14 protein-coding genes are annotated in these 16,387 nt (G+C 71.1%); 9 read left to right on the top strand and 5 right to left on the bottom strand.

Features of this window, described 5'->3' with window-relative positions:
* Positions 1-80: 80 nt before the first annotated feature.
* The 3 genes from HLK59_RS18500 to HLK59_RS18490 all read right to left on the bottom strand — a co-directional run bounded on the left by HLK59_RS18500 (position 81) and on the right by HLK59_RS18490 (position 3,937).
* Entirely contained in the window at positions 81-533 is a 453-nt protein-coding gene (locus HLK59_RS18500) for an NAD(P)H-dependent oxidoreductase (protein ID WP_171142558.1), read from the bottom strand.
* 357 nt (positions 534-890) lie between these two features.
* A complete protein-coding gene (locus HLK59_RS18495) occupies positions 891-3,248 on the bottom strand; it encodes an FtsX-like permease family protein (protein ID WP_240982491.1) in 2,358 nt (785 codons plus the stop codon).
* Positions 3,245-3,937 (bottom strand): ABC transporter ATP-binding protein, encoded by a 693-nt coding sequence (locus HLK59_RS18490; RefSeq protein WP_171142557.1) that lies wholly within the window; start codon positions 3,935-3,937, stop codon positions 3,245-3,247. The genes HLK59_RS18495 and HLK59_RS18490 overlap by 4 nt, the downstream gene beginning before the upstream one ends.
* Positions 3,938-4,142: 205 nt before the next feature.
* Between HLK59_RS18490 and HLK59_RS18485 the strand changes: the two genes are divergently transcribed.
* The 9 genes from HLK59_RS18485 to HLK59_RS18445 all read left to right on the top strand — a co-directional run bounded on the left by HLK59_RS18485 (position 4,143) and on the right by HLK59_RS18445 (position 13,729).
* The gene (locus tag HLK59_RS18485) at positions 4,143-5,441 is read left to right on the top strand and encodes a histidine kinase (protein ID WP_171142556.1); all 1,299 of its coding nucleotides are present in this window, start codon (positions 4,143-4,145) and stop codon (positions 5,439-5,441) included.
* Positions 5,438-6,121: a response regulator transcription factor gene (locus HLK59_RS18480; RefSeq protein ID WP_171142555.1), complete on the top strand. Its 684-nt coding sequence runs from the start codon at positions 5,438-5,440 to the stop codon at positions 6,119-6,121. The genes HLK59_RS18485 and HLK59_RS18480 overlap by 4 nt, the downstream gene beginning before the upstream one ends.
* Positions 6,122-6,386: 265 nt before the next feature.
* Entirely contained in the window at positions 6,387-7,580 is a 1,194-nt protein-coding gene (locus HLK59_RS18475; protein WP_171142554.1) for an alanine--tRNA ligase-related protein, read from the top strand.
* Between the two features lie 18 nt (positions 7,581-7,598).
* Positions 7,599-8,243, top strand: a complete 645-nt coding sequence (locus HLK59_RS18470) for a formylglycine-generating enzyme family protein (RefSeq protein WP_171142579.1) — start codon at positions 7,599-7,601, stop codon at positions 8,241-8,243.
* Positions 8,244-8,371: 128 nt separating this feature from the next.
* Entirely contained in the window at positions 8,372-9,706 is a 1,335-nt protein-coding gene (locus HLK59_RS18465; RefSeq protein WP_240982490.1) for a sugar ABC transporter substrate-binding protein, read from the top strand.
* Positions 9,703-10,608 carry a sugar ABC transporter permease gene (locus tag HLK59_RS18460; protein WP_171142552.1) on the top strand — a complete coding sequence of 302 codons (906 nt, stop codon included), beginning with the start codon at positions 9,703-9,705 and terminating at the stop codon, positions 10,606-10,608. The genes HLK59_RS18465 and HLK59_RS18460 overlap by 4 nt, the downstream gene beginning before the upstream one ends.
* The gene (locus tag HLK59_RS18455) at positions 10,605-11,549 is read left to right on the top strand and encodes a carbohydrate ABC transporter permease (RefSeq protein ID WP_171142551.1); all 945 of its coding nucleotides are present in this window, start codon (positions 10,605-10,607) and stop codon (positions 11,547-11,549) included. The genes HLK59_RS18460 and HLK59_RS18455 overlap by 4 nt, the downstream gene beginning before the upstream one ends.
* Positions 11,550-11,573: 24 nt before the next feature.
* Positions 11,574-12,482, top strand: coding sequence for a 5-dehydro-4-deoxyglucarate dehydratase (locus tag HLK59_RS18450; protein WP_171142550.1), 909 nt, complete (start codon positions 11,574-11,576; stop codon positions 12,480-12,482).
* Positions 12,479-13,729, top strand: a complete 1,251-nt coding sequence (locus HLK59_RS18445) for a glucarate dehydratase family protein (RefSeq protein ID WP_171142549.1) — start codon at positions 12,479-12,481, stop codon at positions 13,727-13,729. Before HLK59_RS18450 ends, HLK59_RS18445 begins: the two co-directional genes overlap by 4 nt.
* Before the next feature lie 2 nt (positions 13,730-13,731).
* On the opposite strand, the gene HLK59_RS18440 is transcribed toward HLK59_RS18445, so the two are convergent.
* Together HLK59_RS18440 and HLK59_RS18435 are read right to left on the bottom strand one after the other, a co-directional pair.
* On the bottom strand, positions 13,732-15,255 hold the full coding sequence (locus tag HLK59_RS18440) for a methionine--tRNA ligase (RefSeq protein ID WP_171142548.1): 1,524 nt from the start codon (positions 15,253-15,255) through the stop codon (positions 13,732-13,734).
* Positions 15,256-15,500: 245 nt separating this feature from the next.
* Positions 15,501-16,211, bottom strand: coding sequence for a nucleotidyltransferase domain-containing protein (locus HLK59_RS18435; RefSeq protein ID WP_171142547.1), 711 nt, complete (start codon positions 16,209-16,211; stop codon positions 15,501-15,503).
* Between the last annotated feature and the right edge of the window lie 176 nt (positions 16,212-16,387).

The following is a 16,387-nucleotide window of genomic DNA, read 5'->3' as shown; positions in this document are numbered from 1 at the left end:
CGCGCTCACCACGGGTGACCGTCCACCTGTGACCTGGAGCTCAAATTAGCGCACCAGTTCGCCGAGGGCTACGGCCGCGCTCAGTCCATGAGCCCGGCGGCCAGGGTCGCGCCCAGTTCCCAGCAGGCCTCGGTGTCGGACTTGCCGGGCTCCGCGGTGACCGTCACCGCGTCCGCCGCGCGCCGCCAGCCGAGGCCCGTGGTGATCGACTCGATGCCCCGCACCGCTCCGGTGACATCGCTGCCGCCGTGCACGTAGTAGCCGAAGGGCCGGCCCCGTGTCTCGTCCAGGCACGGGTAGTAGACCTGGTCGAAGAAGTGCTTGAGGGCACCGGACATGTAGCCGAGGTTCGCCGGGGTCCCCAGCACATAGCCGTCGGCGGCCAGTACGTCGGAGGCGGTGGCCGCCAGCGCGGCCCGCCGGACGACCTGGACGTTCTCGATCTCCGGCGCGGTGGCGCCGGACACGACGGCTTCCAGCATCGCCTGGCAGTTGGGCGAGGGGGTGTGATGCACGATCAGCAGAGTAGCCACACCCCGAACCCTGCCGTCGGCCCCGCGTCGCACGCAAACGCGGCGCGTGCTTCTTCACCTCGCCGGTGAAGACGGAGGTCTCCGACTCGTAGTCGGGTGCCACCTCGATCCGGAGGAAGCTCTCCCCCTGGGGAAGTTCGCATCCCCAGGGCACGGAGAGGGACCGGCCGGCGAGGACGCTGGTGTCGGGCGGTCCGTCGAGCCCGTCGTCGTAGACGGCCTCGCCCGCCTCCTCCGTGGTGGTCCTGTCGGGGCGCTGAGGCGGCTGCGGCGGAGGCAGGTAGCCGGGCGCGGGCGGCGCTTTGGAGTTCTCGCAATGGAACTGTGCTGATCCGACGGTGCCGAGCAGGCGGTCCGCTATTCCGTGCGCAGCGCCGTCGCCGTACGGGCCTTGGCCGCCCAGCCCGCCGGAAGCAGCGCGCCCAGCACGGCGATACCGACCCCGGCCAGCCCCAGCAGGACCAGTTCGGGAGCGTCGTACACCTCAAGGACCGACGGTGGCAGCCCGGTGCCCGCGGCCTCCGCCATCTCCGGCAGGACGAAGCCGTGCAGGGCGAATCCGGCCGGCACCCCGATGAGGCCGCCGAGGATGCCGATCCCGGCCACCGAGGCGAGCACGAGGCTCACGGTCTGGCGCGGCGTCATGCCGAGCGCCTTGCAGACACCCAGGTCGTGGACGCGCTCCCGGGTGTCGAGGACCACGGAGTTGAGGACCCCGAGTCCGGCCACGGAGACGAGCATGAGGGTGAGCAGCGCGGCCATCGCGTTCACGACGATGAGCAGGTTGCCCTGCTCGGAGGGGGAGTTGGCGAAGGCGTCGGCGCCAAGTGGCTCTACGGCCGCGGCGAGCTTCTCGGCGTACTCGGTCGGTGAGACGCCCTCCTTCACGTCGACCCGGAACTCGGTGGGCGTGACGGCCGGGAAGTCGGCGATGTCCGCGTGGATCTCCAGGGTGTCGTCCGAGGTGTCGAAGGCCTCGCCCACGATCCGCAGGGTGGCCGTGTCCTTCCCGGCGGTCACCCGCACGGTGTCGCCGATGCCGGTGCCGGTGGTCTCCAGGAAACGGGAGGAGACGACGACCTGGCCGGGGCCGGTGATCCAGTGGCCGGAGATCATCGCGTAGCTGCCGGAGGCCGAGTCACCGTCGTAGAGGGTGACCCGGACGCCGCCGGAGGCTCCGGGCACCGTGGCGTCCTGCTGGGCCATGCCGTAGTACAGGGCGGTACCCGACTGCGCCTCGATGGCCGCGCTCACCTTCGCCGGGTCGGCCGGTTCGGGGACGCTCGTGCCCGGTGCGGGGACGCGTTCGCCCCTGCCGATCGTGGTGCCGCCGGCGAAGACGCTCACGTCGTTGCGGCTCTCCGGGTCCCCGGCCGCCGACACCTCGTTGAGCGACGAGGTCAGCCCCAGCGCGAAGGTCGCCGCGACCGTGCCGAAGGCCACGGCGAGCAGCATCGCGAGGGTACGGACCGGGTGGGCGAAGGGGCTCGCCAGACCGTAGGTCACCGCGCGCGGCAGCGGCAGCCGGCCCGCCGCCCGGTGCGCCCACTGGCCGCGTCCCGTACGGGGTGCCCGGCCGACCGCGATGGCCTCCACGGTCCGCAGCCGTCCGGCCCGCAGGGCGGGGACCAGTGCCGCGATCCCGACGACGAGCAGGGCGACGGCCGCCACCAGGACGTCCACCCACCAGGCGACCGTCAGTGAGACCGTGCCGTAGATCGTCTCGGTGTCCTCCAGGAGCGGCAGGGCCATGAGGTTGCCCAGGACGACGCCCAGCGCGATACCGGCGCCGGCCGGGAGGAGTGCCTGGGCGATGTAGGCGCGGACGACCTCGCGCGGAGTGAAGCCGATGGCCTTGAGGATGCCGATCCTGCGCAGGCTGGTACCGACCGCGCCGCTGATCACACTGCCGACGATGATCACCGACATGACGATGCCGAGCACCCCGAAGGCGATGAGGAACGGGATCGTCGGGGCGGCGCTCTGGTCGGCGGCGCGCTTGGTGTCCAGGTAGGACTGGCTGCCGAGGAGTGCGCCGGACGGCACGGCGGCGGCCAGCTGCTTGCGGTCTGCGGCGATCTGGCCCTTGGTGTCGGCGGAGTCGAAGCGGTAGAGCATCTGGCTCGTGACCGGGCTGTCCTTCGAGTCAAGTGCCGTGACCTGGGCGGGAGTCGTCCATGCGTCGGCGGTCTTGCCGACGGACAGGGCGAATCCGACGACCGTGAACTTCGGGCTGTCGTCGGCGTCCGAGGTCCTGAGGGTGGAGCCCGTCTTGAAGGCGGGGCCCTCGAAGGACTCCGAGAGCACGATCTCGCCGCTCTTCGTCGGCCACCGGCCCGACTTGAGGTCCAGTCGCTCCACGTCGCCGCCCGGGTCGGACCGGCCGACGAGTGTCATCGCCGGTGTCTTGCGCCCCTGGTCGTCCACCGCGTGGATCGTCGTGGACGGGTAGGGCCCGGCGGTCCCGGTGACGCCGTCCAGCCGGCCGGTGGCCGTCAGCTGGGCCTGGCTCACCTTGGCCGGGTCGAACTCCACGGTGAGATGGGCCCCGTGCTGCCGGGAGAAGGCGCGGTCGAAGGGGGCGTTGGTGGCGACCATGAGGGACCCGGCGACCACCGCGGAGGCCACGGCCATCATCGTGGCCAGGGCGATCACCACGGTCTGCACCCGGCGCCGGCCGACCCCGGACCGTACGACCCGGCCGAGGGCGCTCAACGCACGGCCTCCGTCCGGGTGTCGAGGGCGAGGTGACCGTCGACCAGGTGGATCGTGCGGCTCGCGCACGCCTCGGCGAGGGCCGGGTCGTGGGTGACGAGCACGATGGTCTGCCCGCCGCGGTGCAGGTCGACCAGCAGGTCCCGGACGTCCTGGCCCGAGGCGCTGTCGAGGGCGCCGGTCGGCTCGTCGGCGAGCAGCAGGGCCGGCCGGTTGACCAACGCCCGGGCCACCGCGACCCGTTGGCGCTCGCCGCCGGAGAGCCGGCCGGGGTAGGCGCGGGCGTGCTTCTGGATGCCCAGCACCTCCATGAGCTCCCCGGCCCGGATGGCCGCCTTGCGCCGGGAGGTACCGGTCAGCTGGGCGGGCAGCTGGATGTTGTCGGCGACGGTGAGGTCGTCGAGCAGGTTGAAGAACTGGAAGACCATGCCGATCCGCTCGCGGCGGAACCGGGCCAGGGCGTGCTCGCTCAACCGGTCGACGTGCTGTCCGGCCACGGTCACGGTGCCCGTGGTGGGCTTGTCGAGGCCCGCGACGAGGTTCAGCAGGGTGGACTTGCCGCTGCCGGAGGGGCCGGTGACGGCGAGGGCCTCGCCCTGGGAGACGCCGAGGTCGATCGGTCCGAGCGCGGGTGCGCCGGCACTGTCGTAGCGCTTGGCCACGCCCGTCAGTTCGATCACATGAGTCATGGGGTCGGTCCTCGCGTCGAAGGGGTTCAGGCTCAGCGAAGGTAGGGGCGCGGGTTCGTGCGCCGCGTCGCCCGGGACACCGACATGGGGCCCTTCCCGCGGAGGACCCGAGCGCCGGGTCATCCCTGCGAAGTACGCCCGCAGGACGGTTCACCGGCCTCCCAGGCGGACGCGGATGTGCAGGCACGGGCCGCACAATGTGCCGATGGAGACCGTGAACCGCCTGCTGCGGCAGGTGTGCGCGGCCGTGCGGCCGGAGCCGAGGCGTACCCCGCTGTCGCGGCGCGCGCTGACCGCCGACGTCGTCCTGGCGGTGCTGCTGACCGCGATCGCGCTGGTCGTGGCGGTGCGCTATCCCGGCGACGGGCCGGCCAGCTTCGGGAAGATGCAGTACAGCGTGCCGGAGCCGCCCCGTCCTCCGGTGCCACCGGGACCCGTGTCACCGGGACCGCGGTTCGTGCCGGAGGAGACGTACTCCACGTCCTGGTCGCTGGTCGTGCTCTCCGCGCTGCCGCTCGCCGCCCGGCGCAGGTTCCCGCTCGCCGCGTTCGCGGTGCTGATGACCGCGGTGCTGGCCATCGGTGACGACGCCTCCTGGATCAATGTGCTGACCTGTGTCATCGCCGCGTACAGCGCGGTCATGCACAGCCGGCACCGGACGGTGGCGACGGCGGCGATGGTCTTCGCGGCGGTGCTGGCGGGCTTCGCCTTCCGGGAGACGGAGCCCATCCTGCCGGGGTGGTCGAGCCCCGCGGTGGTCCTGCTGATCGCGGGGGTGACGGCCGGTCTCGTCCGCTACTGGCGACGGCGTCTGTCGGCCGACCGCGAGCGGCTCGCGCAGTTCCAGCGGGACCAGGAGCAGGCGACGCACCGGGCCGTGGAGGAGGAACGGGCGCGCATAGCCGCCGAGTTGCACGATGTCGTGACCCACAATGTGAGCGTGATGGTCATTCAGGCGGGGGCGGCGCGCAAGGTGATGGATGTGGCGCCGGAGCGGTCGAAGCAGGCGCTGTTGGCGGTCGAGGCGGGCGGGCGGGCCGCGATGGCCGAACTCCGGCATGTGATGGGCCTGTTGGCCGCCCCGGACGCGGAACAGCCGGACGGCCTGGAGCCCCAGCCCGGCGTCGGTCAGCTCGACGCGCTGATCGTGCGGGTGCGCGCCGCCGGAACCCCGGTCGGCGTCGCGGTCTCGCTCCCGCCGGACCCGCTGCCGCCCGGGATCGATCTGACGGCGTACCGCGTAGTGCAGGAGGCGCTGACCAACACGATCAAACACGCGCCCGGCGCGGAAGCCTCGGTCACCATCGGCTACGCCGAGGAGGTCCTCCAGATCGAGGTCATCGACACCGGAGCCGTCCGGGACGCTCCGCGGGCGGAGGGGAACGGCCGCGGACTCATCGGGCTGCGCGAGCGACTCGCGATCTACGGCGGTGAGTTGACCGCCGGTCCGACCCCCGCCGGCGGCTATCGCGTCAAGGCCCTCGTCCCCTGGCGGGCGGCATGAGCGGGCCGGGGCTGCGCGCCGTCATCGCCGACGACCAGGCCCTCGTACGGACCGGCTTCGGGATGATCCTCGCCGCGGACGGCATCGAGGTGACCGCCGAGGCCGCCGACGGGGCGGAGGCGGTCGACGCGGTCCGCCGCACCCGCCCTGACGTGGTCCTCATGGACATCCGGATGCCGGGGATGGACGGGATCGAGGCGACCCGCCGCATTCTCGCCGAGGAGGGCGCGGAGGGCCCCCGGGTCATCATCCTCACCACCTACGACCTGGACCATTACGTGTACGCCGCGCTCACCGCCGGCGCCAGCGGCTTCCTGCTCAAGGACGTCACGCCCGAGCATCTGGTGGCCGCCGTACGCCTGGTGCAGTCCGGGGACGCCCTGCTCGCGCCGGCGATCACCCGCCGGCTGATCGAGCGCTTCGCGCACCGCGAGGAGGCCCGCCCGGCTCCCGGCCCGCACCGCGACCTCTCCGGTCTGACACCGCGCGAGACGGAGGTGCTGCGGCTGCTGGCGACGGGTCTGAGCAACGCCGAGCTCGCCGACCGGCTGTTCCTCAGCCCGACCACGGTCAAGACCCACGTCGGCCGCATCCTGTCGAAGCTGGAGCTGCGGGACCGGGTCCAGGCGGTCGTCCTGGCGTACGAGACCGGGCTGATCACTCCGGGCGGTACGGACTGAACAATCGACGGACTCAACAGTCGACGGGCTGAAGGATCGACCGACTGAAAAACCGGAGGACGTCCCCGACAGCCCCGGTTACCTTTGGTCCATGGAGGTCATCGAGCACACCCACACCGCAGCCGCGCGAGCGACCAGCTCCCCGGCTGCCGACGCCTGACCTCACTCCTCCCCGGCGGCCGGAAACGGACCGCCGGTGCAGTGCGCCCTCTTCTTCCCTGTCCCCGCGGTTCTTTCCGGTCCCACGACCCGAAGGAACACCGCCATGCACACCGACCGGATCCTGCGCACCTTCACGGACTTCTACGTCGAGCGCGGACACCACCTCGTCACCGGTGGCACCCTGCTGCCACCGCCCTCGGACCCGGTGCTGTTCACCACGTCCGGCATGCACCCCCTCACCCCGTACCTGGAAGGCCGTCCGCACCCCGAGGGCCGGCGCCTGGTCAACGTCCAGCGCTGTCTGCGCACCACCGACCTCGACGAGATCGGCGACTCCACGCATCTGACCGTCTTCGAGATGCTGGGTTCCTGGTCGCTCGGCGACTACGGCCACTCACGTAGCCTGCGCTGGGGCCACGAGCTGCTGCGCGACGGATTCGGCATCCCGGACGAGCAGTTGTACGTCACGGTCTTCGGCGGGGACGAACAGGTCGGCCCCGACACCGAATCCCTGTCCACCTGGCAGGAGTTGGGGGTGCCCGTGGAACAGACCGTCGAGGACAACTGGTGGTCCAACGGCCCCGTCGGCCCGTGCGGCCCCGACTCGGAGATCTTCCTGTGGACCGGCGACACCCCACCCGTGGGCACCCCCACCACCGACCCGCGCTGGGTCGAGGTCTGGAACCACGTCAGCATGCGCTACCGCCGCCACGAGGACGGCGGCCTCTCCCCGCTGCCGCAGCCGTCCATCGACACGGGCATGGGTCTGGAACGCCTCATGACCGTCCTCCAGGGCCATGACTCGGTCTACGACACCGACCTGTTCGAGCCGTGGACGCGCCTGCTTCCGCCCCTGTGGGACCTGGACGGGACGCCGTCACTGCGGCTGGTCTGCGACCATCTGCGGTCCGGGATCGTCGTCATCGGGGACGGTGTCCGGCCGTCCAACACCGGCCGCGGCTACGTCCTGCGCCGCCTGGTCCGCCGCGTCCTCACCACCCTCTGGCGGCACGACCCCACCCGCACCCTGTCCGACCTGCCGCCGGAGCTCGTCGAGCACACCCTGGACCACTTCCGGCTGCCGGGCGGCACCACCCCGGTGCGCAAGGTGCTCCTGGACGAGGAACGCCGCTTCGGCGAGCTCCTCGACCGGGGCCGCCGCGTTCTCTCCCTGCCTCGGTACCAAGGGCGGTTGAGCGAGCAGGACTACCACTACCTGCATGACACGCACGGCCTGCCCCGCGATCTCGTCGTCGGGCTGCGCAGCCCGCAGGGCCTGGACAGTCTCCGCCGCTAGACTCCCCCGTTCATGGACATGATCACCGTGCCGGCCGGGCGGGTCACGCTGTCGGACCGCAGGACACAGCGCAGTTGGACGGTCGAGGTCGCGCCCTACGAACTCTCGGCGCACCCCGTCACCCAGGCGCTGTACGCACAGGTCACCGGCGCGCGTCCCGCCGCGGCCGAGACAGGGCGGCTGCCGGTCGAGGGCGTCTCGTGGTGGGACGCGGTCGGCTTCTGCGACGCCCTGTCCGAGCGCGACGGCCTGAAGCCCGCCTACCGCCTGTCCCCCGGCGGTGATCACGTGGACTGGGACGCCTCGGCCGACGGCTACCGGCTGCCGACCGAGGCGGAGTGGGAGCACGCGTGCCGCGCCGGGACGACCGGCCCGCGCTACGGACCCCTGGACGACATCGCGTGGTACCGCGGCAACTCGGACGAGCGGATCCACGAGGTGGGCGGAAGGCGGCCCAACGCGTGGGGGCTGTACGACACCCTCGGCAATGTGTGGGAGTGGTGCTGGGACGTGTACGACGCCGAGGTCTACGGCAGTTACCGGGTGCTGCGCGGCGGTGGCTGGTTCGACGAGCACTGGAGCTGCCGGGCCTCCGTGCGGCGCCGCAGTCATCCCACCTTCCGGGTGGACGACGTGGGGTTCCGCGTGGCCCGGTCGCGGTGACGTCGGGGGAAGTTGTGACGTCGGTGAAATCTCCGATCCATGTCTTGACATACCCCGGTAACGCTTCTTAGCTTGGGCGATCATTTAGATTCGTGAAGCCAGTTCACGGATATGAACGGAGAATGTTCATGGGCGATCGCCGACGAAGTCGCCGCCTGGCCGCCGCGCTCACCGTCACGGCGCTGGCGTTCGGAACGGCCGCCTGCGGCTCCGGTTCCGACAGCGCCGGCGACTCGGACCCGAACACACTGGAGGTGTGGACCCGCAGCAACCCGGACTCCGCCGCCACGTACGACCGGGTCTTCGCGGCCTTCACCGAGAAGACCGGCATCAAGATCGACTACCAGCCGGTCATCAACTTCGACCAGCAGCTCCAGAGCCGGGCGTCCACCAAGGACCTGCCGGACGTCATGATCAACGACACGGCACTGATGGGCAGCTATCAGAGCCAGGGGCTCCTCAAGCCGATCGACCCCGCGTCGATCGCGGGTGGCGACGAGATCACCGACAAGTCCTGGGCGTCCACCGTGGGCGTCGACGGCAAGCACTACGGAGTCCCGTACTCCCGCCAGGCCCAGACCCTGATGATCCGCACGGACTGGCTGAAGAAGCTCGGACTGAAGGCGCCGACGACCTGGCAGGAGATGCTCTCCGTCGCCAAGGCCTTCGCCACCGAGGACCCGGACGGCGACGGCAAGGCCGACACCTACGGCATCGTCGCGCCGGCCAGCGCCCAGAACGGCTACGCCGCCTGGTGGGGGTCGAGCTTCCTGTGGCAGGGCGGCGCCCGGATCGTGAAGCCGGACGGCCACGGCAAGTACACCCCGGCCATGGACTCGGCCGCCGCGGTGAACGCCGTGACCTGGATGAAGGACAACCTCTTCTGCGGTGACAACGCTGTCATCCAGCCCGGCGCGATCACCGCCGTGACGGGAACCGCCACCAACTTCCAGGACGGCAACGCCGGGATGTACATGACCGGCCCGTACAACATCACGACCTTCGACGCCGCGCTCGGCAAGGACAAGTACGAGGTCGTCCCCGCCCCCGCGGGCCCGGCGAGCGGCGATGTACTGGCCGACGGCGAGAACGTCTACCTCGGCGCCAGGACCGGCAAGGACAAGCAGGAGCTGGCACTGGCCGCGTTCCTGGTCTCCCCCGAGGGCCAGAGGATCGCCATGACCAGCGTCGACGGCCACCAGCCCGTCGTCCGCATCCCCGTCAACTCCACGCTCGACGCGGCGAAGGTCCGCGACGACGCCCGCTGGAGCGTCGTACAGAAGGCCTACGAGACCGCCTCCCAGCAGTTCCCGAACGCGCCGGACTTCGCGCCCATCAAACAGGACACCGCCGACGCGCTGAACTCGATCTTCACGTACTGCGGTGGTGACGTCCGCTCACAGCTCAACGAGCTCAACGACACCCTCGCCGGTGACCTCAAGGACCAGGGGCTGCTGAAATGACCGCGACCGTACCCGCCCCCACCGCGCGCAGGGCCTTCGACAGGAAGGCCCTCGTCCCCTGGCTCTTCCTGGCTCCGGGTCTGCTGCTCGCGCTCGTCTTCAAGTTCTGGCCGATGGCCAAGGGCATCTGGCTCAGCTTCTTCGACGTGCGGCCCTTCCTCGGCGACCGGTGGATCGGCGTCGAGAACTACACCCGGGTCCTGACCGACCACCGCTTCCAGGACGCCATCGGGCACACCCTGATCCTGGGCATGGGCCAGTCGGTCGGCGCGATCCTGCTCGGGTTCGCCCTCGCGCTGTTGCTGGAGGGCCAGACCCGCTCGCTCAAGATCCTTCGTACCGCCGTCTTCCTGCCCGCCGTCACCGCGACCGCGGTCGTCGGCGAGCTGTGGCGGCTGATGTACTACCCGACCTCCGACGGCCTGATCAACAGCGGCCTGCACTTCTTCGGACTCGGTACCGTCCAGTTCCTCGACAACCCGAACATCGCGCTGTACTCGACGATGGCGATGGGCATCTGGATCTGGGCCCCGTACAACATGGTGATCTTCCTGGCCGGTCTCGCGGGCGTGGACCGCTCGCTGTACGAGGCGGCGGCCATGGACGGCGTCTCGCTGTGGCAGCGGCTGCGCCACGTCACACTCCCGGCGATCCGTCCGGCGCTGATGATCGTGCTCACACTCGCCACGATCCGTGGTCTGCGTGTGTTCACCGAGGTCTACGTCCTCACCGGCGGCGGCCCCGCCGGGTCCACCGACGTCTGGATGACCCGCGCCTACACCCTGGGCTTCACCCGCAACGACATCGGCGGCGCCTCGGCGGCCTCGGTCGTGCTGCTGTGCGTGACGCTCCTGCTCACCGTCATGGTCAACTACCTCCGCAAGAGGGGAGAAGCGCGATGAGCGCCCCTGTCATCGACCCCGTCCGGCCGGCGGCCCCTGACACCCCGGCCGGACGGAGCGGCACGGCTCAGCGGACCACCCCGGCCCGCTTCGACACCGCCCTCGGCTGGAACGACAAGCCCGGAGTCGCCTGGGGTCTGCGGATCCTGCTCTGTGTGCTCGCCCTCGCGATCTTCGCGGCGCCCTTCCTGACGATCTTCTCGGGCGCCTTCACCACCCACCCCAGCGGCTCCTCGCTGTCCTTCCTGCCGCACGACACCACGCTGTCCAACTTCAAGATGGCCGGCGCGCAGGGCATGTGGGACTACCTCGGCAACTCGCTGGTCATCGCGGGCGGCGGCCTGCTGCTCCAGCTCGCGGTGTGCACGCTGGCCGCGTACGCGCTGGCCCGGCACCGGTTCCGGGGCCAGGCGCTGGTCATGATGCTGTTCATGATGACGCTGATGCTCCCCGAGGAGGTCATCGCAATCCCGCTGTCCCTGGTCCTCGGTGATGTGCCGGTGGTCCACCTGGACCTCAAGGGCACGGTCTGGGGCGTCATCCTGCCGCTGGGCGCCTGGGGCTTCTCGGTGATGATGCTGACCGAGTTCATGCGGGACATCCCCGACGAGATCGAGGAGGCGGCGCGTCTCGACGGCGTCGGCGAGCTGCGGATGCTGTGGCAGATCATCCTGCCGCTGTGCAGGCCCGCGCTCGGCGTGGCCGGCGTCCTCGGGTTCATCATGATCTGGGACCAGTACCTGCTGCCCCTGATCGCCGCCAAGGACCCCACCGACTACACGGTCACCGTCGCCCTGGCCACCCTGCGCACCGACCCCGTGGTCGGCTCGGGTGTGGTCCTCGCCGGTGCGGTCATCGCCCTGATCCCCAGCCTGATCGTCTATCTGCTCCTCCAGCGCTCGCTGGTCTCCGGCATCGCCGCCGGTGCCACCAAGGGCTGAGCACACCGTAGTTACGAGGGAGACATGAAGTTCCAAGGAGTGCTGTTCTTCCCGGTCACGCCGTTCGCCATGGACGGCTCGCTGGACGGGGAACGGCTCGCGCGGCACATCGAAGCCGGGGTCACGGCGGGCGCGGGCGGTGTGTTCGTCGCCTGCGGCACCGGTGAGTTCCACGCGCTGACCGCCGACGAGCTGGAGCGGGCGACGCGGATCGCGGTCGAGGCGACCGCGGGCCGGGTACCCGTCCTGGCCGCGGCGGGCGGTCCGACACCGGTCGCCCGCGACCATGCCGTCCGCGTGGCACGCGCCGGCGCCGACGGCATCCTGCTGCTGCCGCCGTACCTGGTGACGGCACCGCAGCAGGGCCTGGTGCGCTACGTCGAGGAGGTCACGGCCGTCACCGACCTCCCGGTGATCTTCTACCAGCGCGGCACGGCCCGGCTGACGGAGACGACGGCCGCCGAGATCGCCGCGCTGCCGAACGTCGTGGGCCTCAAGGACGGCCTCGGCGACATCGAGCGGATGCACCGTATCGTCCGCGCGGTGCGCGCCCTGCCCGGCGGGAAGGACTTCCGGTTCTTCAACGGCCTGCCCACCGCGGAGATGACCGCGCCCGCCTACAAGGGCATCGGCGTGGACCTGTACTCGTCGGCGGTGTTCGCCTTCGCCCCCGAGATCGCCCTGGCCTTCCACCGGGCGCTCACCGAGGGCGACGAGGCGCTGCTCTCGACGCTCCTGGACGAGTTCTACGGCCCGCTGGTCGCGCTCCGCGACGAGGTACCCGGATACGCCGTGGCCCTGGTCAAGGCGGGCGTGACCCTGCGCGGCCTGGACGTGGGCGGCGTACGGGCCCCCCTCCTGGACCCCACCCCGGAGCATGTGGCCCGCCTCGCGAAACTCATCGACCACGGCCTGGAGGTGGTCGGCGCATGAACCCCACCCGGATCAAGGAACTGATCGTCACCCCGATCGCCTTCCGTGACCCGCCGCTGCTCAACTCCAACGGCGTCCACGAGCCCCTCGCCCTGCGGATCATCCTCCAACTCGTCCTGGAGGACGGCACGGTGGGCCTGGGCGAGTCCCCGGGCGGCACGGCCCGCCTGGAGCGACTTGAGGCGGCGGCGAAGGTGGTCCCCGGCATGGACGTCTTCGACACGACGGCCATGGCGGCGGCGATCGACGCCGCCCTCCTGGCCACCGTCCCCAGCTCCCACGAACGGGGCTGGACCACCTCGGCCGTGGAGGTCGCCTGCCTCGACGCGCAGGGCAGGCTGCTCGGCCGCCCGGTCAGCGACCTGCTGGGCGGGAAGGTCCGGGACGCGGTGCCCTTCGCGGCGTATCTCTTCTACAAGTGGGCCGAGCACCCCGCCCTCGACGGTCGCGCGGCGATCGGCGACGACTGGGGCGAGGCCCTGGACCCGGCCGGGATCGTGGAGCAGGCCCGGCTGATGCAGGAGCGGTACGGCTTCCGCTCGTTCAAGCTCAAGGGCGGTGTGTTCCCTCCCGACGAGGAGATCGCCGCGATCAAGGCGCTCGCGGAGGCCTTCCCCGGCCGGCCGCTGCGCCTGGACCCCAACACGGCCTGGACGGTGGGGACGTCGCGGTACGTCGCCCGTGAACTGGACGACGTACTGGAGTACTTGGAGGATCCGACGCGAGGGATCGAGGGCATGGCCGAGGTGGCCGAGCACTCCCTTCTCCCCCTCGCGACCAACATGTGCGTGATCGCCTGGGAGCACCTGAGGCCCGCGATCGAGCGGAACGCGATCCAGGTGCTCCTCACCGACCACCACTACTGGGGCGGGCTGCGCCGCACCCGCGAACTGGCGGCCGTCTGCGAGGCGTTCGGGCTCGCCCTCTCCATGCACTCCAACTCCCACCTCGGCATCAGCCTGGCCGCCATGACCCATGTCGCCGCGGCCATCCCCAACCTCGACCACTCCTGCGACACCCACTACCCGTGGAACAGCGCCGACGACGTGATCGTCCCCGGCGCCCTGGAACTGCGCGACGGCCACGTCAAGGTCCCCACGGGCCCGGGCCTGGGCGTCGAACTGGACCACGACGCCCTGGACCGGCTCCACCGGCTGTACCTGGACTCCGGCGTACGCGCCCGCGACGACACCGGCTACATGCGGCGCTTCGACCCGTCGTACGAGTTGAGGCTGCCGCGCTGGTGACGTCAGCGCCGCTCCCGGAGGCGGACGAAGAGCGGTTCCGCCTCCGGGAGCACGCCGTCGACGGAGGTCACCTGTCGTGCGATCCGTGCGGCCGACTCCGGTACGAAGGGCCGCAGTTCGTCCGCCAGCACACGGCACGCCGTGACCAGTGCGGCGAGGACCGCGTCGAGGCGTTCGGCGGCGTCGCTGTTGCCACGGCGTTCCGCTCCGGCCAGTTCCCAGGGGCGGGTCGCGTCGATACAGCGGTTGGCCTCCTCCAGGATGTCCCAGGCGGCGTCGACGGCCCGGCGGAAGTCGAAGCCGGCCAGCGCGGCGTCGATGCGGCCGGGTGCCTCGCGGCACACGTCCAGCAGCGTGGCCACGGCGAACCGGTCGGTGCCGAGCGGCGGCACGGACCCGCCGCGGTAGCGGTGGACCATCGTGACGATCCGGTGGACCAGGTTTCCCAGTCCCCCGGCGAAGTCGGCGTCGGCGCGGGCGGTCAGCCGCTCAGTGGTGAAGTCGGCGTCCCCGACCCGGGGCACGTCGCGCAGCAGCCACCAGCGGACGGCGTCCGTGCCGTGGGCGGCGGCGAGGGAGACGGGGTCGACGGCCGTCCCGTTCCCCGACTTGCTGATCTTCCGCCCGCCGACCGTCAGATAGTCGTGGACCAGGATGTCGGTGGGCAGCGGCAGACCCGCCGACAGCAGCATGGCCGGCCAGTACACGGCGTGGAACCGTACGACGCCTTTGCCGACGAGATGGATACGACGGTCCCCGGCCGCCCACCACTGCTCGTAGGCGGGGTCGTCGGAGCCGTAGCCGAGGCTGGTGACGTAGTTGCCCAGGGCGTCCCACCACACGTAGACGACCTGCTCGGGGTCGCCGGGGACGGGGATGCCCCAGCCGCGGGCGCGGGTGTGGGAGCGGGAGACGGAGAAGTCGTGCAGACCGCCGGCGATGAGCGCGAGGACCTCGTTGCGGCGGGCGGCGGGCTCGATGCGCAGGGTGCCTTCGGTGATCAGGTCGTGGAGGCGATCGGCGTACCGGGACAGCCGGAAGAACCAGTTCTCCTCCGCCACGAGCTGGGGTTCGGTGCCGTGCTCGGCACATCTGCCGTCGACGAGTTCGTCCGGCGTCCAGAACTGCTCGCAGCCGACGCAGTACAGGCCCTCGTACTCCTTGCGGTACAGGTCGCCCGCCGCCGCGCAGCGACGCCACAGCCGCTCCACGCCGGTGCGGTGGCGGGGGTCGCTGCTGGTGCGGATGAAGTCGTCCAGGGACAGTGCGAGCGGGTCGCGCAGCGCGGCGAACGCGTCGGCGTTGCGGTCGACGAACTCCCGCACACCGACGCCCTCGGCCTCGGCGGCGAGGACGTTCTTCAGGGAGTTGTCGTCCGTCCCGCTCAGCAGCCGCACCTGCCCGCCGCGGTGCCGGTGGTGGCGGGCCAGTGTGTCCGCCTGCACGAGTTCCAGGGCGAAGCCCAGGTGCGGTCGGGCGTTGACGTAGGGAATGGTCGTGGTGATGTAGTGCCGTGGTCCGGTCATCGGTCCTCCTGCCCGGCGACGGGACCTGATCCGCTCCACGCGTGAAGGCCCCGTTCCGGGGCCTCGGTATCGGTGCGCGTGCGCGCTCAGCAGCCCCGGTGCGGGGGCATCATGCGGCGCTGAGGCGTGGGCGTGATCATGGGGCCGAGGGTAGCAACGGGGTCCGTCGCCGGGCATCCGGTTTTACCGGTCCCGCCCGGCCGCAGCCGTACGACTGCGGCCGGGCGGGCGGCCCGCGTTCACGGTCAGCGGCTCGCGCCGAACTCCTGGAGCCGGGCGTAGAAGTGGTCACGGACCCGGTGCAGCCAGGCCTCGACCGCCGCCTCGTCGGGGTGGTCCGGCAGCACCGTGCGGGTCTCGTCGAACGCCGTCTCGTAGTAGGCGAGCAGGGGGCGTGCCACCGAGGCGTCGGCGGCGACCCGTTCGCCGAACTCCCGGTATTCCTCGGGGTTCTCGACGCGGATCGTGAGGTGGCCGGTGGCGTAGAGCTCCAGGCCTTGGTGGCACAGTCGCTTGAGGTGGCGGGCGTGCTTGGACGTGCGTTTGCGGGTGTCCGCGGAGGAGGAGCGGTCGGCCCGGTTCTCCAGTCGGCGGAACTGCTGGGTGGCGTAGCCGAGATAGGCGTCGCGGATCCGCTTCGCGCTCAGGAACGATGTGCGCAGGGCGATGAGTTCGTCGCCGAGCGGGGTGCGGACCTCGTACAACTCCGTCGGCAGCCAGGCGAGTTCCATGGCGGTCGGGTTGCCGCCCAGGGCGAGCCGGCACCACTTCGCGGCCTCGTGCAGGGTGCGGTCCGGGGCCGTGCTGACGTGGGACTCCTTCGGCCCGTGGAGGCCGAGCAGGGACTCGGTGGGTGCGGCGAACATGCCGAGGCGGTCCACGTCGGAGCCCTCGTGGGCGAGGCCGTAGGCGGTGGAGCCGACGATGCCGGACAGCAGTACGTTCGGGACGGTCACGTCGGCCACCTTTCGGATCGGGGGTATGGCGCTCCATTGTGCTGACCTGCGGGGATGCGGTCATCCGGTTTTTCCCGGCACCGGGTCGGCGTAGGCACCTCCCGGGTACGGGCTGTCGGTGGCCTCCGCTAATGTGTGCGCCCTGAACCGAGGGGAGACATCGAAGTGCTGGTCAG

It is taken from the genome of Streptomyces sp. S3(2020), assembly GCF_013044505.1.
GTDB lineage: Bacteria > Actinomycetota > Actinomycetes > Streptomycetales > Streptomycetaceae > Streptomyces.
Note: the sequence above shows the minus strand (reverse complement) of the source record. Positions and strands in the feature narration are given on the sequence as shown.